At 42.7% G+C, this 23,328-nt stretch carries 17 protein-coding genes; 11 read left to right on the forward strand and 6 right to left on the reverse strand.

Annotation, left to right across the window (positions count from 1 at the left end):
• Positions 1 to 47 precede the first annotated feature (47 nt).
• From NST85_RS05715 to aroD, 3 genes are all read left to right on the forward strand, one after another.
• Positions 48 to 1,796: an ABC transporter ATP-binding protein gene (locus NST85_RS05715; RefSeq protein ID WP_425464371.1), complete on the forward strand. Its 1,749-nt coding sequence runs from the start codon at positions 48 to 50 to the stop codon at positions 1,794 to 1,796.
• A complete protein-coding gene (locus tag NST85_RS05720; protein ID WP_341188793.1) occupies positions 1,796 to 3,538 on the forward strand; it encodes an ABC transporter ATP-binding protein in 1,743 nt (580 codons plus the stop codon). Before NST85_RS05715 ends, NST85_RS05720 begins: the two co-directional genes overlap by 1 nt.
• 139 nt (positions 3,539 to 3,677) lie before the next feature.
• Positions 3,678 to 4,442, forward strand: coding sequence for a type I 3-dehydroquinate dehydratase (gene aroD / locus NST85_RS05725; protein WP_341188794.1), 765 nt, complete (start codon positions 3,678 to 3,680; stop codon positions 4,440 to 4,442).
• A 242-nt stretch (positions 4,443 to 4,684) separates the two neighbouring features.
• Here aroD and NST85_RS05730 read toward each other — a convergent pair whose 3' ends face one another.
• From NST85_RS05730 to NST85_RS05745, 4 genes are all read right to left on the reverse strand, one after another.
• Positions 4,685 to 5,248, reverse strand: coding sequence for a shikimate kinase (locus NST85_RS05730; protein WP_341188795.1), 564 nt, complete (start codon positions 5,246 to 5,248; stop codon positions 4,685 to 4,687).
• Between the two features lie 265 nt (positions 5,249 to 5,513).
• Positions 5,514 to 6,386, reverse strand: coding sequence for an IS3 family transposase (locus tag NST85_RS05735; RefSeq protein WP_341191078.1), 873 nt, complete (start codon positions 6,384 to 6,386; stop codon positions 5,514 to 5,516).
• On the reverse strand, positions 6,383 to 6,700 hold the full coding sequence (locus tag NST85_RS05740; protein WP_341188796.1) for a transposase: 318 nt from the start codon (positions 6,698 to 6,700) through the stop codon (positions 6,383 to 6,385). Before NST85_RS05740 ends, NST85_RS05735 begins: the two co-directional genes overlap by 4 nt.
• Positions 6,701 to 7,097: 397 nt before the next feature.
• Positions 7,098 to 7,880, reverse strand: coding sequence for an SGNH/GDSL hydrolase family protein (locus NST85_RS05745; protein ID WP_127193785.1), 783 nt, complete (start codon positions 7,878 to 7,880; stop codon positions 7,098 to 7,100).
• 119 nt (positions 7,881 to 7,999) lie between these two features.
• Here NST85_RS05745 and NST85_RS05750 point away from each other — a divergent pair, with 119 nt between their 5' ends.
• From NST85_RS05750 to NST85_RS05780, 7 genes are all read left to right on the forward strand, one after another.
• A complete protein-coding gene (locus NST85_RS05750; RefSeq protein ID WP_127193784.1) occupies positions 8,000 to 8,986 on the forward strand; it encodes a Gfo/Idh/MocA family protein in 987 nt (328 codons plus the stop codon).
• Positions 8,987 to 9,134: 148 nt separating this feature from the next.
• On the forward strand, positions 9,135 to 9,581 hold the full coding sequence (locus tag NST85_RS05755; RefSeq protein ID WP_307402723.1) for a DinB family protein: 447 nt from the start codon (positions 9,135 to 9,137) through the stop codon (positions 9,579 to 9,581).
• Positions 9,582 to 9,705: 124 nt separating this feature from the next.
• Positions 9,706 to 10,083: a BlaI/MecI/CopY family transcriptional regulator gene (locus NST85_RS05760; RefSeq protein WP_127193782.1), complete on the forward strand. Its 378-nt coding sequence runs from the start codon at positions 9,706 to 9,708 to the stop codon at positions 10,081 to 10,083.
• A 1-nt stretch (position 10,084) separates the two neighbouring features.
• Positions 10,085 to 11,596, forward strand: coding sequence for a M56 family metallopeptidase (locus tag NST85_RS05765; protein WP_127193781.1), 1,512 nt, complete (start codon positions 10,085 to 10,087; stop codon positions 11,594 to 11,596).
• Positions 11,586 to 12,950, forward strand: a complete 1,365-nt coding sequence (locus tag NST85_RS05770; RefSeq protein WP_127193780.1) for an ABC transporter substrate-binding protein — start codon at positions 11,586 to 11,588, stop codon at positions 12,948 to 12,950. The genes NST85_RS05765 and NST85_RS05770 overlap by 11 nt, the downstream gene beginning before the upstream one ends.
• Positions 12,951 to 13,048: 98 nt before the next feature.
• Positions 13,049 to 13,492: a hypothetical protein gene (locus NST85_RS05775; RefSeq protein ID WP_127193779.1), complete on the forward strand. Its 444-nt coding sequence runs from the start codon at positions 13,049 to 13,051 to the stop codon at positions 13,490 to 13,492.
• A gap of 166 nt (positions 13,493 to 13,658) precedes the next feature.
• Entirely contained in the window at positions 13,659 to 14,909 is a 1,251-nt protein-coding gene (locus NST85_RS05780; RefSeq protein WP_170220241.1) for a DUF445 domain-containing protein, read from the forward strand.
• 101 nt (positions 14,910 to 15,010) lie between these two features.
• On the opposite strand, the gene glgP is transcribed toward NST85_RS05780, so the two are convergent.
• Positions 15,011 to 16,627, reverse strand: a complete 1,617-nt coding sequence (glgP, locus tag NST85_RS05785) for an alpha-glucan family phosphorylase (protein ID WP_127193777.1) — start codon at positions 16,625 to 16,627, stop codon at positions 15,011 to 15,013.
• 513 nt (positions 16,628 to 17,140) lie between these two features.
• Between glgP and NST85_RS05790 the strand changes: the two genes are divergently transcribed.
• Positions 17,141 to 22,444, forward strand: a complete 5,304-nt coding sequence (locus tag NST85_RS05790; protein ID WP_170220240.1) for an alpha-amylase family glycosyl hydrolase — start codon at positions 17,141 to 17,143, stop codon at positions 22,442 to 22,444.
• A 123-nt stretch (positions 22,445 to 22,567) separates the two neighbouring features.
• On the opposite strand, the gene NST85_RS05795 is transcribed toward NST85_RS05790, so the two are convergent.
• Entirely contained in the window at positions 22,568 to 23,128 is a 561-nt protein-coding gene (locus tag NST85_RS05795) for a DUF1273 domain-containing protein (protein ID WP_341188797.1), read from the reverse strand.
• Between the last annotated feature and the right edge of the window lie 200 nt (positions 23,129 to 23,328).

Below are 23,328 nucleotides of genomic sequence, written 5' to 3' on the forward strand. Positions count from 1 at the left end.
GGAACGAGGGGAATAATCAAAGATTCAATAATTATTTAGATTGGGTGATGGTAACTTTGCTGAAGCTTTTGACATTTTTGAAACCGTACAGGAAAGAAAGTATTATCGGTCCCATTTTTAAGTTGTTTGAAGCGATACTAGAACTGTTACTGCCGACGATTGTAGCTCTGATTATTAATAACGGTATAGGTGCAGGCGATAGAGCTTATGTATTAAGGATGGGTGGGTTAATGCTGCTAATGTCCATCCTGGGATTTGGCTGTTCCATGGTCTGCCAATACTATGCCGCACGTGCCTCACAAGGCTTTGGTACTACGCTTCGTAATACGTTGTTCAAACATATTTCGAAGCTTTCTTATGCTGAGCTGGACCAGCTTGGAACACAGTCCTTAGTGAACAGAGTTACGAATGACGTTAACCAACTTCAACTCGCAGTTGCGATGTTAATTCGGCTTGTGATCCGTGCGCCGTTTATTTGTATCGGGGCCATTATTATGGCGATGATTCTTGATTTCAAATTATCGCTTGTTCTACTGGCTGCCACGCCAGTGTTTGCCATTATTTTGTACCTCATCATTACTCGGTCAGCACCACTCTATCGTAGCTACCAGAAGAAGTTGGATAAGATAGCGCTCGTCTTGAGTGAGAACTTGACCGGGGTCAGAGTCATTCGCGCTTTTGCTAAGAGTAGAGCAGAGCGCCAACGCTTCAATGAAGCTTCAGATGATATCACACAAACCGCTATTCGTGTCGGCCGTGTCTCCGCACTTCTGAGTCCAATGACCACACTCGTAGTGAATGGAGCCATAATTGCGATCCTCTGGGTCGGAGGTATACATATTAATCAGGGTTTACTGTCCCAAGGTGAAATTATTGCGTTTATAAATTATGTTACGCAAATTTTATTGGCTCTGATCGTGGTGTCGAATTTGATCATAATTTTCACCAAAGCATCTTCCTCCGCAGCACGAATTAATGAAGTATTGGCGGTTCAGGCATCGGTTCAAGATCCAGGGAGTGTTACTGATGGCGTTGCTGATGCCAATTCCAATCCTCCAGCGATCCAGTTTGAGGGGGTATCCTTTGGTTATAGTACAACAGGGGAGAAGGCCCTGTCGGACATTTCTGTTGTCATTAACCACGGCGAAACCGTAGGGATTATAGGCGGGACGGGGATGGGCAAATCAACGTTTATTAATCTAATCCCGAGATTCTATGATGCAACTGTGGGTAAAGTGAGGGTAGCCGGCATCAATGTGAAAGATTATCCATTACACCAATTGCGCCAGAAAATCGGTATCGTCCCACAAAAGGCTGTGCTTTTTACGGGGACGATTGCGGATAACATTCGTTGGGGGAATGAACACGCTACAGATGAAGAGGTCATTCTTGCCGCAAAGATTGCGCAAGCAGATGAATTCATTACTAAGCTGCCGGATGGCTATCAAACGATGATATCCCGGGGCGGACTGAACTTATCAGGTGGTCAGAAACAGCGTTTAACGATTGCACGTGCAGTCGCTACAAGACCTGAGATTCTTATTCTGGACGACTCCTCTAGTGCGCTTGATTATGCCACAGATGCGGCTCTAAGACGGGCAATCCGGGAGTACAGCGGCGGGATGACCTTACTTTTGGTGTCGCAACGTGTAAGTACAGTTCAGCATGCAGACAAAATTATTGTTTTTGATGAAGGACATATTGTTGGTGTAGGGCGTCATGATGATCTGCTCCAGAGCTGTGACGTATATAAGGAAATATGTCTCTCTCAGCTCTCTAGTCAGGAGGTGGGCTAATGGGAACCAAAGAAACTTGGCAAAGGCTATTAACTTATGTAGGGCGACACAAAAAATCTGCTTTTTGGGCGATAGTATGCGCTGTTCTTAGTGTTGCTGCCAGTCTAATTGGACCGTTTATGATCGGTCGTGCGATCGACGAGATGTTTGGAGTCGGAACCGTCAATTTCCCCGGTATCACGAAAATACTAATTGGTTTGGGGATTGTATATTTCACAGGAAGTTTGTTTGGTTGGCTGTTAGCTTATTTAACGAACCGTATTGCTTACCAGACCGTGAATGATATGCGGGGCGATTTGTTTCATCACATGGACGTACTACCGCTGAAATTTCACGATAATCACCCTCATGGAGATAGCATCAGCCGCTTTGTCAATGATATGGATGCTGTCTCGGATGCACTCCTGCAGGGTATTTCTACTCTACTCACGGGGATTATCACCATTGCGGGTGCGATAGGATTCATGTTGTTCATCAATCCAATGATGACATTTGTTGTGTTGCTCTCAGCACCGGTTACGTATTTTGTAGCAAGGTTTATAACAACGCGATCTCAGGCGCTATTTCGGGAACAAGCCCAAATATTGGGCGGTCTCAATGGCTATGTAGAAGAGATGGTAGGCGGCGGGAAAGTCGTGCAAGCATTTCATTACGAAGATCGTTCCTTTGAACAATTTAAGTCTAAGAACGAGGAATTGTATCAAGCGGGTGTAAAGTCGCAGTTCTATGGATCCCTTTCCAATCCGACAACTCGGTTGGTAAATAACATAACCTTCTCAGTCACAGCAATGATCGGTAGCTTGGCGGTTATTTTGTCCAAAATGTCGGTGGGGGATTTGTCCAGTTTCCTTATCTATTCTAACCTTTTTGCAAAACCATTTAATGAAATTACGGGTGTATTAACCCAGTTTCAATCGGCGACAGCTTCGGCTCAACGTATTTTCGCCATACTTGATCTAACACCGGAAGTACAGGATGCTGCGAATGCGGTTGATGTGGAGCAGAACATTCCAGGTACGATCACATTTAATCATGTGAAGTTTGCTTATGTGCCGGAGCGCCCCTTGATTACAGATTTCAGTCTAGTAGTGAAGCCAGGCACCCGGATCGCAATCGTGGGACAAACAGGTGCTGGTAAGACGACACTGGTGAATCTGTTGATGCGTTTCTATGATGTGGATGGTGGCTCAATTGAAATTGATGGCATCAATATTAACGACATGACTCGTGATAGCTTGCGGCGGAAATTCGGGATGGTGCTGCAGGATACCTGGTTATTTGCGGGTAGCATACGGGATAATATCGCATACGGTAAGCCGGGGGCAACCGAGGAAGAGATCATTGCAGCTGCGAAAGCGGCCAATGCCCATAGCTTTATCAAACGCTTGCCTCAGGGGTACGATACAGTAATTAGTGGGACAGGGGATAGCTTGTCCCAAGGACAGAAGCAACTGCTCACGATCGCACGTGTCATGCTAGTGGACCCACCGATGCTGATTTTAGATGAAGCTACAAGCAGCATTGATACGATGACGGAAATCCGCATTCAAAAGGCATTCCTGAAGATGATCGAAGGACGAACCAGCTTTGTGATTGCTCACAGGTTATCCACGATCCGCGAGGCGGATCTGATCCTGTACATGAAGAATGGGGATGTCGTCGAAAGTGGCAGTCACGAGGAATTATTAGAGCGAGGCGGGCATTATGCTCAGCTATATAATAGCCAATTCGCCACGGCGTAGGATTCATTATAGATATCGAATTCTGTGATATAATCATATAAATGGTTCCCTCGGAACACAAAATGGTTTGCCCTTCATCCTAGGCAAACCGTTTTTCTTTAGGATACATAATGGTAAACGATGAAAGGAACATGAACCTATGAGTAGAACAATAACCGTCAAAGGTGTGACCCTTGGAGCTGGCGCACCGAAAATTTGCGTTCCGATGGTAGGGAAGACACGGCAACAATTAAAGGATGAAGCAGCTTTAATGACGACACTAGATCTGGATGTTGTCGAATGGCGGGTTGATTTCTTTGAGCAAGTGGAGGATATAATAGCGGTGAAAGAGGTTTTGATGCAGATTCGGTCCATTCTCAAGGACATTCCACTATTATTCACATTCCGTAGCGCTAAAGAAGGCGGAGAGAAGGAAGTTAGTACAGACTTTTATTTTCAGTTAAATAGGGAAATCGCAACAACGGGACAGGTTGAACTTATAGATATGGAGTTGTTTAATGAGGAGCAAGCGATTAAGGAATTGATTGAAGTAGCCCATAAACATGATGTGTTTGTCATTATTTCTAATCATGATTTCGACAAAACTCCACCACGAGATGAAATTATGGCTAGGCTGAAAAGAGCACAGGATTTAGGCGGAGATATCCCTAAAATTGCTGTGATGCCAACAAGTCCGTTAGATGTCCTGACTTTACTTGAAGCGACATATCGGATGAAGGAGCAATATGCAGATCGACCGATTATTACGATGTCGATGGCGGGTGAGGGCGTCATAAGCCGTATAGCGGGAGAGGTGTTTGGATCAGCGCTAACCTTTGGAGCGGCAAACAAGGCTTCTGCTCCAGGGCAGGTAGCAGTAGGAGAACTACGAAATGTGTTATCGTTATTACATCGTAATCTATAACATTGAAATAGTGTAGAGGACGGATCGATTTTGAAAATACGATAGAGGTCGCCTGGATCTCCGAGGTCTACTCTATCGTGGGAATTAGTGAGATTCTTTTGCGGGTCTGTGTTGAGTTCAACCGCCAAGCGGTTCAGTCGAGGAATGTGGAGACCACGGCGATGGAAGGAACGGTCCGTGTCGATTAGTTCGGTTGGCCGCAGTGGAAGCAAGTTCGCGGACCGTCCTACCGCTAACACCTACTAGTTTAATTCGTCCGGACGATCTGCGATGAGATTTAACGAGTGGATGATATGGTCTGCTGCTTCTTCAAATCCGAGTCCATCTATATTCACCGAAGCATGATTCGGAGAGTATGAGTTCTGACGGGTATAGAATAGTGCTTCTATTTCGTCCATGCTCTTGTTTTGGAGGATAGGTCTGCTGTCTATGATCAAATGAAGTCGTCTCCTCCATGTTTCCCAGGAAATATTCAGATAGATGACGTTAGATGTCGACAGACATATGTTCTTAATTTCCTCCTGTAGGAACGCACCACCGCCAAGAGAAATGATCTTAAACTTAGAATCACTGCAAACATTAAGAATGTAGTCCTTTTCCATTTGGCGAAACTCTTTCTCACCAACGGACTTGAAAATTTGTGTCACAGGCATTCCGTATTTTTGCTCTATTTGAGCATCAATGTCGATAAATTCACGATCTAATTTCTTGGCGAGATGTTGACCAATCGTAGTTTTTCCTACGCCCATAAAGCCGATTAAGACAATATTTTTATCCTTTTGAGCTAATTCCTCATTGGAGATCATTCCGACCACTCCTACCCATTCAGTACTTATTGTGTTTGACACTCATTATAAGGTCAACGAGAAATTACATCAATAACGGGTGTGAGAAAACATGGCACCCCATACCATAATAGTTACTTGACCATGGATCGCTTGTACTTGAGTCCGGGGTTCTGACACACAATTAAGGGAAATACTCCTGTTAAATTGTTGAGAGGACATCTAAATCCCCTTTTAACTGGAATGTTGGACCTCTGTCAAAAAAGTGGACACTACCTTTAGCGAATTAAGCAGATTTCTTCTGAAACTGTGCAGCAAAACGAATCGGTGACAAGTATCCAAGCGCACCATGAATTCGCTTGCGATTGTAAAAAAACTCGATATATCGAAACAACTCGTCTTTGGCTTGTTGTTTGGTCCTAAACCTTCTGCAATAAACGAGTTCTTTCTTTAAGATGCTATGAAACGATTCAATACAAGCATTGTCGTAGCAATTTCCCTTACGACTCATGCTAGAGATCATGTTGTAGCTCTTAAGCAGTTCACGGTATTCTGTGGATGCGTACTGTGCTCCACGATCAGAATGGTGAATGAGACCTTCCTTAGGCTTCTTGGCATCGTAAGCATCCTTTAACGCCTCAAGGACTAATTCAGTTGTCATATGGTCAGCCAGTCGCCACCCCACAATCTCACGTGTGCATAAGTCCAGAACGCTTGCAAGGTATAATCGGCCCTCTCTGCACGGAATGTAGGTAATATCTGTGACCCATACCTTGCTAGGCTCCGTACTTTGAAACTGTTGGTTCAGGATGTTGGGTGCAATGGCCATATCATGATTAGAATCGGTAGTTTGTACTTTGTACTTTCTTGAAACACAAGAACGTAAACCGAGTTCTTTCATATATAGGCCTACCGTTCGTTCCGTCACGTTACACCCTTCTTTGTTCAGTAAAAATGTGATCTTTGGTGCACCATAGCGCTCTTCTGAGTCACTGAAGTGGTAACGGATCCGCTCTAACACTTGGTTTTTCCGCAGCTCTTGTTGGCTAGTCTCATGGTTTCTCAATTTGTAATAACCGCTCCGGGAAACGCTAAGTACATCGCACATCTTCTCCAATCGAAACTCGGAGCGACTATTCTCGATGAACTGAAATCTCAGTTCTTTGGTTTGCTGAAGATGTGCACTGCTTTTTTTACAATCGCTAGCTCTTCTTCTACATCCGCAATCCGACGTTCTCGTTCCTGTAACACTTGTTCCTTTTCTTTCAGTAACTGTTCAAGCTCCCGAACTCGCTCCATGTTTGCGATAGGTTCATTTTTGAATTCGCGGTACTTAGCCTTCCAGGCGTGTAAGGTCTTCGCTGAAATATCTAATTCAAGAGCCATATCCTCCATCGACTTCGTCTGCTCCTGAAGGTACTTGACCGTTTCTTTCTTAAATTCTTCGTTATACCGTTTCCGTTGTTCACCCATGTGAGCACCTCCTGATAGATTCATTATCGAATTCTCTTATCGAGGTGTCCACTTTTTATTCTAGTTCTATGTCTCCTGTTAATTCAATCGATCTCAACGCCAATTGGTATTAAACGCTAAATTAGATGGAGTAATTCCAGTTAAGCTACTCTCTAGTTGGTATGCACTCCATAATAGATGGAGAAATTCCTGTTATTCGCTCATTTTAGTCCAATCCAGCCCAATCCAGTCGAGACCGTCCAATCGAGTCCAGCCGAGTCCAATTCGAGTTCAGTCCATTTCAGTCCAGTCCAGTACATTTTCCACAGATAGTAGCATTATTCCATTGAGCCATAAAGCCGAAAACATACAGAAAAGAGAGACCCTCTCAGGTCCCTCTCCTCGCTTGAGAATATATTCATTCATACGCTAAATCATTATGGTCCTGCAGTAAGTGCTGGTAGTTAGTTCTGATAAACTCTAGAACTTTATCACAGATAATCTGGTGTCCGGCTTTATTAGGATGGATGCCATCCACGCATATAAATTTGGTGAAATCAGGATGCTCAAGGAAGGCTCCTCTAACATCGATATATTTAGTCTTGGTCATTTCTGACACTTTGATAATTGTAGAATTGTATCTTTCCTGCCACCAATAAATTTTGGTGACACTTCCCAGCCATTTCATAATGTTGATCTCGGCCTCAGGGTTGCTCTGGCTTACCCATTTGAAGTACTTATCCGCATTTAGTGGGGGAAGGCTCATCAGGATTGGTGTAATCTGCTGATTTTTCAGGTAATGAATCGTTTCAGTTAGCATCGTCTCGAATACAGTGAAATCGGTCTTGGGGCTGTGAAGTGCATCCGGATTATCCGCAATTTCATTCCAATGGAAATCACAATCATTGCCGCCATACTCAATCAGCACAATGTTAGGTTTATCCTTCAGAACATCCTTCTTCAGATTCCCGATTCCTTTGATCAGCGTGTTCCCAAACCTTGCGGTATTACGAACGACACCTTTGAGTTTATCCTGAAGGAGAGATACATAATTGTCTTCTAGAATAACATATTTGCTTCTCACTTCATCATAAATGACACCTTTAGAGATGGAATCACCGGAGATTATATAATTGAAATTATTAGGAGAGTAATCCTTGTTGTCCTCGCTCACAGTAACACCTCGTTTCCAACTGCTCATGTTATCACAATTGTAATCAGTTGCTGCAACGAACGCAAGTATGGACAGGAGCATTCTAGAGTGAGAGAATATGTTTATAGCCTATATAAAGTATCAAGATCTAAGGGGATGAGATAACTATGATACGATTCGGTATTATTGGAACAAACTGGATAACTGAGCGCTTCATCCAATCTGCGTTGGAGACGGAGCAATTTACTCTGACTGCATTATACTCCCGCTCGGAAGAGAAGGGTAAGGCATTTGCTGCTAAATTTAATGATCCTAAGGTATATACTGATGTAGAAGAAATGGCTGCAAGTGATCTGTTGGATGCCGTGTATATTGCGAGTCCCAACTCGTTCCATGCGGAGCAAGCAATCATATGCATGAACCACGGGAAGCATGTACTTTGCGAGAAGCCGATGGCTTCAAATGTGTCTGAAATGCAAAAAATGATAGATACAGCTAGGAAAAATGATGTTGTGTTGATGGAAGCCATGAAATCTACACTTATGCCTAACTTAAGAGTAATTAAGGACAACCTTTATAAAATCGGCCGCGTGCGGCGTTATTTTGCAAGTTACTGCCAATATTCCTCCAGATATGATGCCTTTAAGCAAGGCACGGTGCTCAACGCGTTTAATCCGACATATTCCAACGGTTCCTTGATGGATCTGGGTACTTACTGTATCTATCCAATGGTTACATTGTTCGGTAAGCCTGATTCCATCCAAGCGGTCGGCGTGCAACTCTCTTCAGGTGTAGATGGGGAAGGAAGTATGGTGCTCAAATATAAGGATATGGATGCTGTTATTATGCATTCCAAAATCGCCGATTCTTATTTACCTGCAGAAATTCAGGGTGAGAACGGTACTTTGGTCATTGATAAGATCAATCAACCCTATAGCGTGAAGATTCATTACCGTGATGGGACGATTGAAGACCTAACTCAACCGCAATATCAAGAGTCGATGTATTATGAAGCCGAAGAGTTTATCGAATTAATTAAGACGGGATGTCGCGAAAGTAGTATCAACTCATTGAGTAACTCGCTTAAAGCTGTGGAGATCATGGACGAAGCTAGACGACAGATGGGACTAGTTTTTCCGGCAGATTTGAAATAGGATGCTAAACATATAATATATTGGGGCGATCCCCCAATTTACTTACGAACTTCTCAGACCAATACGGTCTGGGAAGTTTTTTCTTTAATGTTTTTTATCAAAACGAGATGATACAATACCATTAATAGGAAATCAAGGGGTGGTATCATTGCAAACAATCCAAAAGATGTTTGAACATTTACATTGGGCTAATCAACGCATGTTAGAAACTTTGCAGAATGTTGAGACTCAGTACCAACAGGTTCGTTTATTTTCTCATATTCTAAATGCAGAACAAGTATGGGCCACTAGATTAAGGGGAATGGATAGTTCACAACTGCCAATCTGGTCAGATAGTGATATGGCATACTGTGCACAACTTAGTAAGCAAAATGAAGAAAGCTTCGCAGCAGTTTTCGCTGAATTAACACCATCCGACTTAGATAACTTAATAACCTACACCAATAGTAAAGGTGAAGAAATTACGCTTTATATACGTGATATTCTCATTCATGTAGCACTTCATGGTCAATATCATCGAGGACAGATTAACTCGAGACTTCGTGCAGATGGTATTGAACCCGTTGTCACGGATTATCATATATTTGCAAATTAAATATATCAGTTTGAAGGGCTACCACGGGGTAGCCTTTTTTTTCAATATATAGCTTTACAATCATATTAGACAGATGTAGAATATCAATATAGACAAATGTAGAAAATGAAAAGAGTGATGTAAATTGGATACGTTGAAGAAGCTGCCAGATGCAGAGTTTGAGATTATGAAGGTAGTCTGGGCGAATGAACCACCCATTACTACGAATATGATCATGGAGCAATTAGGTAGACAGAAGGAGTGGAGGGCACAAACCCTTATTTCCCTGTTATTAAGATTAGTAGAGCGTGGTTTTCTGCGTACAGAGAAGAACGGCAAAGAGCGCACTTATTTTCCGCTCGTGATGAGAGATGAGTATCTACAGTTTGAAACAGGAAGTTTTATGGAGAAAGTTCATGAGAACTCCTTCGTCAGTCTAGTAAATATGCTGTATAACGGTAAAAAGTTAAAGGATAAGGATCTGGATGAGTTAATGAAGTGGATGAAGGAACGGAGGGAATAGTGTGGAGAAGTTCTTGGCCACTTTAGTAGAATGCAGCATCACGATGTCTGTCATTTCACTTGTATTCATGGCAATCACTCCACTGTTAGTCAGAAGATATGAGGCCAAATGGCGTTATTATACTTGGCTCATTGTTGTAGTGGGCTTAATAATCCCATTTAGACCTCAAATGGACACTGGATTTATCCAAGTGCAACTGCTAAATTCGATTTCTTCCGTAGTAACTACACAGCAACCTTACACGAATTACATACAGAATGATGATACGGGCACGGGGATGACAATTAATACAATAGCAGTTGATGTTCCTCCTAAATTCGCCCCTAATGCGGATACAACAACTATACCCAACATCCAGTGGGGACAGATTGTAAGTTATCTATGGATCATAGGTATGGTTGTATTTTTACTGATACATATATTCAGACAAAAGCGTTTCATGAGCATCGTACATCGCTGGAGCGAGGAGATCGAAGAACCACGAATACTATGCATTTTTCAGGAGATAAAGGATGAGCTAAGGGGAACCAAGAGAGTCACTATAAAGTTATGCTCATGTATCAAGAGTCCGATGATGATTGGTTTTATAAAGCCCGTTATTTTGCTACCGACGACTGATTTCTCGTCCGATGAATTAAAGTTTATCCTGAAACATGAATGTATTCATTACTTGAGAAAAGATCTCTGGTACAAGGTCCTTGTGCTGATAGCAACGAGTATGCATTGGTTTAATCCGATAGTCTACTTCATGAATAGGGCGGTCTCCGCAGCATGTGAGGAATCCTGTGATGAAGCTGTAGTTCGGAAAATAGATTTGAAGGATCGGCAAGTATACGGTGAGACCATCATCGGTCTAGCCAAACAACAAATGCAGACTCAGACCCAACTAGTTACTCATTTTTATAGTGACAAAAAAGGGTTGAAGAACAGAATTGTTACGATCATGGATACTGGCAGGAAGAGAGCAGGTATGGCCGTTTTCTGTTGTGTGCTTCTAGGCACCTTCGCGACAGGTTCCGTATTTGCTCACGAAGAAGTTCAGATAACTGACCTGACGCAAATCAGCGGATATTCTACAATCTCTGGTAGTAGTGACGATCCAGAAGTAGAAGTGATAGAGGATACGGATGGAAATACAATAACATTCACTCAAAGTTATATTTCTAGTGAACCTGGGAATCTAGTAACAAAGGACATTGGAGTTCCCTTTCCTAAGGATACGATCCCATTTAGTGCGGGTTGTGCGTCAGACAATAACGATTATTTTGTGAAGGCGTTACTGAAAAATGCCGTATTGGGCGAATTGAGCGAGGATCAAATTTATGCGTCGGAACAGAAAGCTAGCAAGATTATTTTAGACATATTAAAGTCCAAGGTCTATAACAACCCAGAGGTGCTAACTAGTGATGTAGAGAATGCTCTAGCAAAGGAGTTTCCTAATGTTAAGGAATACCTGGTGGTGCATGTGTCCAAGCTAATGAATCCAGCTCTCGGAGGTTTCAATGAAAAATAGACATATATGTAGAATGTTGATTCTAGTTATTTGTATAGTACTCGGAGGATGTTCGGCTGCTCTACCAGAGAAAACGACTACACCTACCATTTTAAAAGTAATGTACTATGATGAAAGCATCTTTTATCAGGAATATGGCGATTTATTCATAACGAAATATCCCAATATCGAAGTTCAGGTGGTAAGTACGCAGAATATTGACAATGATCCGGAAATAGATAAAGCTACGGCGCTAGCTAAATTAATAGAAAAGGAACAACCGGATGTGCTGTGGCTTGATCCAGAACAATATGAGCAATATGCGGCTGATGGCCTGCTTATGGAGCTTCAGACCCTGATTCAGAAAGAGCACTATGATATAGAGGGCATTTACCCAACGATTGTTGATTTGATAAAAGAAAAGAGTGCTGGCAAGTTGTATGGATTGAGTCCGCGTTTTTATGGAAATGCGTTGTTCTATAATGCGGATTTATTTGCTGAATATGGAATCGATCCTCCTCATAATCAAATGACCTGGAAGGAAATTCTCAATTTGGCGAAGCGATTCCCTGTTGATGGTGGGGATGAGGACCGGGTGTATGGTTTGGGGATGCAGAGTTATATTACTTCTGATATTCAGACGGATACTTTGGCAGGACTTATGGCAAGAACGCAGGGGATGTCGACTGTTAATTATTCCACCATGAAAGTGACAGTGAATACGGATTCTTGGAAAGACATCTGGAAGACTGCATTTGAGGCTACAGAATCCAAGGCAATTTACACTCCCGAAGAGCCATTCTGGGGTGGGTCCACTGAGGAGTTCTATAAGAACCAACCCTTTATCATGGGACGAGTAGCGATGGTAGTAGATAGCGCAGATTTGCTGCAACATTTCAAAGAGGTACGGGATCGTGTGAAGGAGTTTAAGCCATTCGAGCTTGGGATCGTTACAGGGCCCGTGGATCCTTCGGATCCGAGTACTTCTCGCGATGTTGAGCTATATGAAATCTTCTCAATTCGTGCAGGCTCTCCCAATGCGGAAGCTGCTTGGGATTTCATTAAGTACGTTAACGGGGATGACTATGCCCGCGTCAAATCCAAAACATTGAACGGAAATATGCTCTCACGAATGGGATATTACAAGGATTATGTGGCAAGCGGTATCGAAGCCTTCTATAAACTTAAGCCTAAACCTGTAAACTACGGAAGTAGAGGAAAAGTTCCAACTGGATTTTATTCTACGTTCGAAGAATTGATGAAGCGAGAGTTGGAGCGAGTGAAGAATAAGGAGATTACTGTGGATGAGGCGCTGGGCAATGTGGAGGCAGAAGGCCAGACATTATTGGACCAGGCACAAGCCACTAGCCCTTAACGTAGAAGGAAAAAACTGTTCTTATATGGGGAAAAATCTGGTAACATAGACATAAGACATAACACTGTCTTAACTATTGGAATGGGGAGGACTTATATTTGGAACAGAATAAAATTGGAATGTCTGTGATAGGGGCGCTGCTTGCAGCCATCGTTGGGGGCGCCGTGTGGGCACTTATTGCCATCACGACTGAGTATGAGCTAGGGATCATTGCTTGGGCCATTGGAGGATTAGCTGGATATGCTGTATCCTACTTTGCTGGTAAAAGAACTAGCGTTACGATTCAAATTATTGCAGTCATCGCGAGTGTACTCGGTATTCTACTCGGTAAATACTTCATCGTTGCTTACTTCTATAATTATGAAAGCTTTAATGGTATGTTTTCTAGTGAGGTATTTAGCTTTTTTAAAGAAACCTTCGTTGAATTGTTCGAAATTATGGATCTTGTCTTTGTAGCATTTGCTGTTGTAACCGCATGGCAGTTACCAAATAAGCTTGCTAATAAGGCCGCAGCACCACAGCAACCTATGTCTCCACAATAAGCAGAAATAGTTACATACATAGGAATTTGAGAAGGATAGGACAGCAGAGTATATCTCTGCTAGCCTATCCTTTTCTTGTGTCATTTGATTGACCAGTTTGGCTATTGCACCCACTTTATGGTTAAATTGAACTATCGAAACAATTACACGGATGGGTGAGAATGTTATGACGAAGAAGAAATCTAATCGTATGGCTGAAATTTCATTGGGAGTTATGGGGGCTGGCTTTGTAGCGACCCTACCCTTCTCGGGAACGGGGCTTGCTCTGCTACAGGGTGGCTTCGAGGCGGGTCTAGTAGGCGGCTTGGCGGACTGGTTCGCCGTAACAGCCTTATTCCGTCATCCCCTACGCATTCCAATCCCACATACAGCGTTATTGCCTAAGAATCGGGATAAAATGACCAAGGCGATCACCACCATGGTGGAGACAGAACTGCTGAATCAAGAAAGTATTCGTAGTAAAATCAAACAAATTCGGATTACGGATATTGTGCTCCAGAAATTAAGGGAATCCGTAAGTACGGAACCTTTTCAAAAGGGAATTGCGGGTGTACTTGAGACAGCTGTAAGAAGTTTGCCTGCGGATACCGTAGCGGAATATGCTAAGCGATTGTTAGCGAGGTTCTTAGATCATCTTGATGAGGAAGAGTTGCTTAATAAACTAATCAAGGGAATTATTAGTAATGACTACGATGAGAAGGCACTCGATTTCGGATTGGAGCGAGCGAAACAATGGGCAGAGCTGGATTCAACTAGGGAATTCCTTGGCAGTATGGCGATGCAGCGTGTTTCTGAGATAGAAGTGAACGGCTTGATGAAGTTTGCAATGGGTGCATTCATGGGCTACTTCAATGAGGAGAAGTTAGGGGCGGTTCTTCAGACGTTTATCCTTGATAAAATTACCGAGTTGCAAGTTTCAGATCATCAAGACAGATACAAATTGCTCTTCTTTTTCCAAAAGGAGTTATTATCTCTAGCCAAATCGCCATCCTTGTTAAGTGAATTATCACGGCTCAAGAATGTAGTGATCGAGAAGGGGACCGAGAGCGGTAGAATCAACACAATGACGGAACGTGGCTTGGAGTATCTGGCGAGCTATATCGGAAGTGATGAATTCCGTACCGAACTTCTAGTTCCCTTCTTAGAGAAGATGATGGCTGAGATCGATCGGAGACCGGAGTTAGCTAATCGTGCCGAAGACTGGATTCAAGAGCAGATTGTGAACTTGATGGAGAAGCATTATTCCAAGATCGGTGAGTTGGTACAAGAGAATTTGAATAAACTCGACAACGATTCCTTGATTGCCTTCATAGAAGATAAGGTAGGGCATGACCTGCAATGGATTCGAGTCAATGGCGCCGTATGTGGGTTTGTGGTAGGTTTGATTTTAACAGGAACGAAGCTGTTGTTAGGATAGGTCTATTCTTTAAATGGAAATGAGCAAAAAGCTGGTGACTCCTCGTATAATCGAGGGCGGTCACCAGCTTTTTGCATGTATAGAAAGATTAAATGATATCTTTAAGCTTTGATGTACATTTTGTTGTAGTAATCTTCGAGCATCCGCTTAGTTGCGAATTCTACGCGCGTAGTTTCGATACTCTTATGCATCATTTCTACCCATTTCGCACGGTTCTCATAGTAAGTTGGGACCACGCGGTTAAGTAGGGTGTCATACAATGCATCGCTGTCATGGCGATCAAGTACAGCGAAATCAGTTGTTTCGAAGCCATCACCGATAGCCCAACCATTTTCGCCATCGATACAAGCTTCTGGCCACCAACCGTCGAGGATCGAGCAGTTCAGCACACCGTTCATTGAGGCTTTCATACCGGAAGTACCACTTGCTTCAAGTGGTCTACGTGGGTTGTTAAGCCAAATATCGGAACCACGAGTTAATTGTGCTCCAATGGTCATATCGTAGTTTTCTAGGAACACGACAGCCTTCGGATATTTCTTCATCATCGCTACCAGGTTACTTACGATCTTCTTACCGGTATCATCGAGTGGATGAGCCTTACCGGAGAAGACGATTTGAATTTTACCTGATTCCAAGTAAGGTTCAATGATTTCCGGTTGGGAGAAGATCAGATCACTTCTCTTGTAAGGAGCAGCTCTGCGGGAGAAGCCAATCAGTAGGTTATCCGGATTAAGCTGGATGCCTGAACGATCAGCGATGAATTGGATTAACTCACCCTTGATCTCTGTATGAGTGGCCCACAAATCCCCACCGTTCTCAAAAGCTTGAGTCATGCGCTCATCAACCCAAGTTGGAGTATGAATGGCATTGGTAATGCCGATAATTTCGGATCTGCCGGATACTTCTTTCCACATCTTGTTGGAAGTGTCAGCATGGAGATCGGCTACACCATTGGAGATGCGAGATAGGCGTAAGCCAGCGATTGTCATATTAAACGGATTGCCACCGATGCGTTCCATTTGGTCACGAGTCAATCCATTGAAAGCAGTCATATATTCAAGACGGTCAAGTGGATGAGTTTCATTACCTTCTTTGATTGGAGTATGTGTTGTGAATACGACTTCTTCTCTAGTCGCCAGCCAAGCTTTCTCGAAGGTAAGACCTGCGCACATTTTCTCGCGAATTAATTCGGTTGCTGCAAGTGCGGCATGGCCTTCGTTGAAATGGTAGACGTCAATTGGAATTTGTAGCGCCCGCATAGCCTTGACCCCACCGATACCCAGCACGATTTCCTGAGCAATCCGTTCTTCGCCAAACCAGCCATATAATTGACCTGTAATCCAGGCATCACTGTTCTCAGGAATATCTGTATCAAGTAAATATAGGGGGTTATTACCGAATTTATCGGTCTTCCATACTTTACAGATCACATCGACGTTTCTGACTTTTACGCTAACTTTGACCCCAGTGTCCTCAAGAAAATCGTAAACATAATTGTGATACGTATCGTAAGGTTTCCCCTCAGCGTCAATTCTTTGGTCGGTATAACCTTGTTTCCATTTCAAACCGATGGGTACGATGGGTGCATTAATGTCTTTGGCACCCTTGATGTAGTCGCCAGCAAGGATTCCTAACCCACCTGCGTACATTTTAAAATCGGAATGAAGTCCGAATTCCATGCTGAAGTAAGCTACAGTAGGCAATTTTTTCTCGTTCATTTAAATGACCTCCTAAAATTAATATTTTGTGATTAATGCAAACGTTTGTCCACGGGACAATAACCTGCCCATGTGAAAGCGATTTATATTGACATAGTAGCACAAAAATATCCAAAATGGACAAGTTATTTTTCAAAAATAGAGACAATTCACAAAAAGATCATGTTTAGCACATTTTCAATGAATTAATATGAGCAAACGGTTTCACTAGAACCAGATAATTGAAAAAAATATTACAAAATGAAGATAATCAAAGAAAATGGATGAAAATATTGGATAAATACAGATTTATCAACACTTTGATCTGTTCTGCACAGTTGACGGATGATCCCAATATTGTATGCTTATCGCAGGATATAAAGCGCTTACCTTTGGGTGGCAGCAATTATATCTGTTGATTTCACTCTTTCGTACAAACGTTTGCATCATTCTTGGGAAATACGGAAGAGAGTATAAGATATGACATCCTATGCGAAACCATACATCAAAAATTTAAAGGAGGCCATTCAAGGAATGAATCGTGGAATGAAAAAAACGCTTTCCTGGTTACTCGTTATTTGTTTGATTCTAAGCTTCTTCACGAACCTGCAGCCTGTAGCTAAGGCGGAAGCGGATATTGCAACTGGCTTGAGCGGAAGTGCTGACGCCCAAGTGCTGCAGAGCCCGGTTATCGGGACTCGCACGGGATCGGGAGCTGAGGTTACTTTTAATTATCAAGGTACTGAAGCGGATGCAAGAGTGATAGTAAAGGGAGGATTCTATAATAATTGGGCAGCAATAGATCTAAATAAGGGTGCGGACAATATATGGTCCGTGAGTCGACAAATCGAAGCTGGTTGGTATGATTATGGTCTGTCAACATATGCTTCCTTGGATCCTGGAACCAAAGAAAATTTTCAGAAGGACCCGCTAAACACGATTGTCATAGGTAATAATTCAGGAATATCAGTTCCTGGGATCAGCCTCGATGTAGATGAAGAATTACAGATTGGTTCGTCAACCGTAATTGATGCAGTATATTATACGGGTGCGAGAGATGTTACAGAAAAAGTAGTACTTGAAGCAACTGACTTGTCTGGTAATGCCTTTTCCGCGATTTCATTTACGGATGCGGGGGATGGAAAGAAGCAAAATCTGATTGTGGATAGTAATGTTTCAGATGGAACGAAGATTAAACTTACCGCTACCAATGGGGACTGGAGTACCACGAAGGAGATTAAGTTATCCTCGGTTAAACTAACAAGCCCTGTCATCAACGGTGATGGTACAGTAACTTTTAATTCTAAGCATAGTGGCGATCATCTTTATCTGGTTGGCTCAATGAACGGATGGAACAAAACTACAGCTAAGGAGCTAACTAAGGAAAGTGGCGTATTTAGTCTTACAATCCCACTGTCCCCTGGGACTTATGAATATAAATATCTCACAAAGTACGATGAATGGGATGGAAGTATAATTGATGATTTAAACCCCGTCAAGAAAGGTGACAATTCTTTAGCGATCGTACCTGGAATCATGATTACATCAGGCAATGTTGTCGGGGCTGGATCGGATTTAGAATTGAAAGCATCACTCCAAAAGGCGGATAATACAGTTACATCTATTCTGCCTACATGGTCCTTAAAGTCTCCCGTGCAAGGTGTTGAAATTACCAATGGTATTCTGAAAGTTGCCTCTGAAACACCAGATAAACAGAAGATAACTGTTATAGCTACGTATCAAGGCAATACAGCTGAACAGGAAATTACTGCTGTTTCAAATATGAATACGTATACAATTAATTATTATCGATATGATAACACTGCAATGGACTGGAAATTATGGCTTTATCCTGATGGTTTAGATGGAACAAGATGGGATTTTTCTCATGAGACATCGGATGGATATGCCCAAGGTACATTTAAATATATGGAATCTTCTCTTAACATCATCCCTCATTTAAACACAACTGATAAGGAATGGGCTGCTGAGGAGTCTAAGGTAAAAGCGTCCATACAAAGCGGTAATGCAGTAGAAGTTTGGTTGGTGCAAGGCGTATCCAAGGTCTTCTACTCGAAACCGAATTTGGATGATTATAAACCTGTTGAACGAAAGGTTCTCTTTAGTTATGTTAGGGAGGATAAGGATTTTGACGGATGGAATATCTGGACGTGGAATACTGGGAAATTGGATGGTGAAGTTAAATTCACTAAGTTCAACGGAAATACAGCTACAGCTACGATTCCAATAGGTACTTCCACTCAGCAATTCGGTTTTAAAATACGTAAGGGGCAAGACTGGCTTACCGCTATTATTGATCAGGATTATGATCGGTTTGTTACAACGGGGAAGGATCAGTTGATCAAAGTAGTAGTTCAAGCGGGGAAGGGTGAAGTTCGAACCTTGCCGCTAGTTGGTCCACCACTATTGGAGGATAAGAATGTAACATTTACCTATCGCGATCAAGCATTGTTTGCGACAAGTGATATGGATAAGTTGGAATCCGTGCAAGTGAAGATCGACGGTGTTGAATATCCTATGCAATATAATGCTAGGGACGAAATGTATGTCTATACCTATAGACCGCTGACAGAGGGTACGCATGAATATACCTTTTTAGTAACCAAAGATGGTATAACAACAGAATTGAGCGATCCTACTAACACCAAGGATGGTAAGTCCGTTGTTATCTACAAAGTTACGAATGTGGACATTCAATCCGAAGTGAATCCTCAGGCCATATCATACAACGAGAATGCCGTATTAAGTTTATCCTGGTCTGGGATCTCAGAGAGCGAAAGTGCTTCAGCTTATGCAAATTTAAGCTCACTTGGTGGTAACTCTAAGGTTAAGATCGATACAGAGCTTAAGGCGCTAACGATTGCAGTGAAGGATTCTGTTTCAGCCGGCATCAAGTCAATTCCTGTTACGGTAGTGGATGTTTACGGAAATAAACATACAGAAAATGCTCAGGTTACAGTGAAAACGCGGCAAACCGTAGGGAAGGACGATTTTGATTGGGACGAAGCACGGATTTATTTCATGCTAACGGACCGCTTCTTTAACGGTGATACATCTAACGATGATCCGAACGGTGAAGGTTATGATAAGAGCCATTTGGAGTCGTACCATGGTGGGGACTTCCGAGGTATAACCGATAAAATCGATTACCTCAAGGATCTTGGTATCAACACAATTTGGATTACTCCGATTGTCGATAATATCGATTTCAATAAAGGGGTAGATTTTAGTGGTACGCAATACGCCTATCACGGCTATTGGGCCAAAGATTTTACGACGATTGACGAACACTTGGGTGATTTGGACGACTTCAAGCAACTGCTAGACACAGCGCATGACAGCGGAATTAAGGTAATGGTAGACGTTGTACTGAACCATACCGGTTACGGAATGGATAATTTGTCCGCGACATGGATATCCAAGCAAGTAACGAACCTTCCTACGGAAGCGGAACGTGGGGTGTTCAGCGGCATGTTACGGGGTGAGAACGAGGATCCAGTTATTCGTAATAATGTAGCTGGGTTACCGGATTTGATAACTGAAGATCCGGCTGTACGTGAGCAAATTGTAGCTTGGCAATCGGATTGGATTGAGAAATCCAAAACGTCTAAAGGGAACACCATCGACTTTTTCCGGGTCGATACGATCAAGCATGTGGAAGATGCAACATTGATGGATTTCAAGAACACAATGACTTCAATCAATCCGGATTTCAAAATGATCGGAGAAAATTTCGGAGCAAGTGTTGATAATGATGGTGGCTATCTGCGGAGTGGAACAATGGACTCCGAGCTGGATTTTGCGTTCAATGAGATTGCTCAAAGTTTTGTAAGGGGAAATATTCAAGAAACAGAAAAGATGCTACAGGCGAGAAATAGCAAACTCGACAACACGGCGACGCTAGGGCAGTTCCTCAGTAGCCATGATGAAGACGGATTCCTCATTACTACGTTGAGTGCGGCTGACCGAGACAAATATAGAAATGGAACGCTAGACGCTGAAGTTCTACGTGCAGCACAAGCCAAACAGAAAGTGGCTGCTTCACTACAGATTACTTCCAAAGGACAACCGGTAATTTATTATGGGGAAGAGCTTGGACAATCAGGATTGAATGGAAGTTTTGGGAATAATAATGGGACAGTAGATAGGTTTAGCGAGAATCGTTATGATTTTAATTGGGATGGTCTATCTGACCCAACTTACAATCATATCTACGATCATTATAAGAAGATGCTTAATATTCGTGATCAGTACTCGCAGATTTTCTCCAAAGGAACTCGGGTTTCATTGGCTGGATCAGACGCACAAGGTTACGATGTATTTGCCCGGACGTATCAAGGAAAGAGCGTTATTGTAGGGATAAATACAAAGACGGAAGCGCAACAAGTTACATTAACGATTGCTGGTTCGAAGGACAGTCAATTGGTGGACGAATATAGCAAGCAAACATTCCAAAGTGATAGTCAGGGTAAAGTGACGATTACGATACCTAGTAGCTTGGATGGCGGAACAGTTGCCTTTGCGGCAGTGTTAAGTTCTGGTAATCCTGATGGATCAGGAGGATCTGGAAGTGAAGGGTCTGGGACGACTTCAAGTACACCAGCACCTTCACCGGTGGTTTCCTCAACATTGGAAGTTGTGGCTACAACGGATGCGAATGGAAACAAAGTGGTTCAAGTGCCTGCTGCTAGCTTAGAGCAAGCCATTGCAGCCGCGGCGAAGAAAAATGAGCCAGTATCAATCCATGTGACTGGCGTTACTGCGGGTGAGGCAGTCGATGTCATCCTTCCAGCTGAAGTACTGAAGAAGGCAGAGGAACAAAAAGTGAGTATACAGCTTCAGTTCCCTGATGTAGTGGTGAAATTACCTGCCGGAACCATTGACAGTGCTTCGTTGAAGAAAGATACACGAGTTATTGTTACAATAGCTCCAATTGCTAAAGATAAAGCGGAAGAGATTAAACGTAATATCGTTGCACAAGATGCAGCGTATCGTCCGCTTGGCACAATTTATGATTTTTCTGTGAGTGTGACCGAGGATTCAGCCAATACTCCAGCTAAGCTTAATCTCAAAGGTAAAGCCACCATTGAACTTATTTTGGATCAGGCGACATTGAACAGTATTTCAAATAAGAACAAAGTGGGAGTATACCTCATCGGGGATGATGGTTCGCTGCAATATCTGGGCGGCAAGCTGAAGAATGACACGATCACATTCCAAAGTGATCAAATGGGCCGTTTCATCGTAATGGAGTATAACAAGGTATTTAGTGATGTGAAGGCGGGTTGGTCGAAGGAGTTTATAGAACTGCTTGCTTCAAAGCATATTGCTACGGGGATTGATAATGAACGTTTTGATCCAAAAGGTAATGTAACGAGAGCACAATTTGCTACCTTCCTAGGTCGTGCACTTGGACTGGATACGGGTGAAGGTTCTAGCACCTTAACAGATGTGCAAGCGGGTAGTTATTACGGGGATTATGTAACGACTCTGAATAAGCTTGGGATCATCACTGGTTATCCAGATGGTAGTTTCCGGCCGGATGAGTTGGTAACAAGGGAGCAAATCACAACAATGCTGATGAAGGCTTACACTTATGTAACTGCTCATTCATTGCAGGATATTTCGGGGATAAATGAAGCATCCTTCTCGGATATAGGCGAAGCATCGGATTATGCATTGGAGAGCATAAAAGCAGCGAAAGCACTAGGGATTATTAATGGAACAGGCCAGGGTAAATTCGAACCTTCCACGATTTCGACCCGAGAGCAAGTAGCAGCCATGATCGTGCTCTGGTTAGCACAAGCAGGATTATAAGGAAGTGGGGACAAGGGGACAGTAACCTTGTCCCCTTTTTTGTTCTTCTTATGGAAAGAAACCACTACCCTTAATTCCTCGTACATAACATATTCTATAAACTCAGCGCTATTCTAAAAACTCCTACTCCATAAACTCTGGGCCATGGTCTTCGTCAGCGATAGATTGGATATCGTCCATGCCGATATTGAGGTAGATATAACCATCACTCTCATGTTTTTTCAGCGCACGTTCTTTAACGTATTTAGGGCTAGCTTCGCCGGATTCCTCGTCATAGACTAACAGGATCCCATCCGTTTTTCGGAAGAGTAGCTCGTCCCTAGCGAGGAATTGCCACTTACCAATATACGCTTCTTTGCTAACCGCACCGTAATAGTCCACGCGTTGTACAATATCCTGGTAATATGATTTTTTCTCATCTTTCCATTTCTCTTCTTGATTGCTAAAAGCGGTAATAATTGAGCATTTTAAATGAGGGAACTGCGGCTTTAATGACATTGCTGCTTCGCAAGCCCATAAATCCACACCGTATTGACCGGGCGTGATAACCCATTCGAGACCCTCCTCCAGAAGTGGAATGAGCCTAGCGGCAATAGCCTGCCGGATGTAGGGGATTCCTTTATGCTTATTATCGTAAATACCCAGCTCATGAGCTCGATATCCGGTGACTAGAAGATTTTTCAAACTAGAGGTGCCTCCTTGAGATTATCCTAGGTTGTGCTTCCTCCATTATATACATAATGCAAAAAAAGCACGATTATAATAGAATTAGGTCTTATGTTAGGTCTTTTGTACTGTTTTAAACATAATTTGAATTACCCTGATTTGTGACTTATTTCCCTGTTAACGGTAGCTAATCTTTGGTTAAATTGAATGATAATACA

This window comes from Paenibacillus sp. FSL K6-2524, from assembly GCF_038005525.1.
Taxonomy (GTDB): Bacteria; Bacillota; Bacilli; order Paenibacillales; family Paenibacillaceae; genus Fontibacillus; species Fontibacillus anaericanus.

Coding starts and splice junctions, on each gene's coding strand:
- glgP (WP_127193777.1), bottom strand. CDS start 16,627: ATGAACGAGAAAAAATTGCCTACTGTAGCTTACTTCAGCATGGAATTC.
- NST85_RS05790 (WP_170220240.1), top strand. CDS start 17,141: ATGAATCGTGGAATGAAAAAAACGCTTTCCTGGTTACTCGTTATTTGT.
- NST85_RS05715 (WP_425464371.1), top strand. CDS start 48: ATGGTAACTTTGCTGAAGCTTTTGACATTTTTGAAACCGTACAGGAAA.
- NST85_RS05745 (WP_127193785.1), bottom strand. CDS start 7,880: ATGAGCAGTTGGAAACGAGGTGTTACTGTGAGCGAGGACAACAAGGAT.
- NST85_RS05730 (WP_341188795.1), bottom strand. CDS start 5,248: ATGATCTCCAATGAGGAATTAGCTCAAAAGGATAAAAATATTGTCTTA.
- NST85_RS05740 (WP_341188796.1), bottom strand. CDS start 6,700: ATGGGTGAACAACGGAAACGGTATAACGAAGAATTTAAGAAAGAAACG.
- NST85_RS05750 (WP_127193784.1), top strand. CDS start 8,000: ATGATACGATTCGGTATTATTGGAACAAACTGGATAACTGAGCGCTTC.
- aroD (WP_341188794.1), top strand. CDS start 3,678: ATGAGTAGAACAATAACCGTCAAAGGTGTGACCCTTGGAGCTGGCGCA.
- NST85_RS05720 (WP_341188793.1), top strand. CDS start 1,796: ATGGGAACCAAAGAAACTTGGCAAAGGCTATTAACTTATGTAGGGCGA.
- NST85_RS05780 (WP_170220241.1), top strand. CDS start 13,659: ATGACGAAGAAGAAATCTAATCGTATGGCTGAAATTTCATTGGGAGTT.
- NST85_RS05770 (WP_127193780.1), top strand. CDS start 11,586: ATGAAAAATAGACATATATGTAGAATGTTGATTCTAGTTATTTGTATA.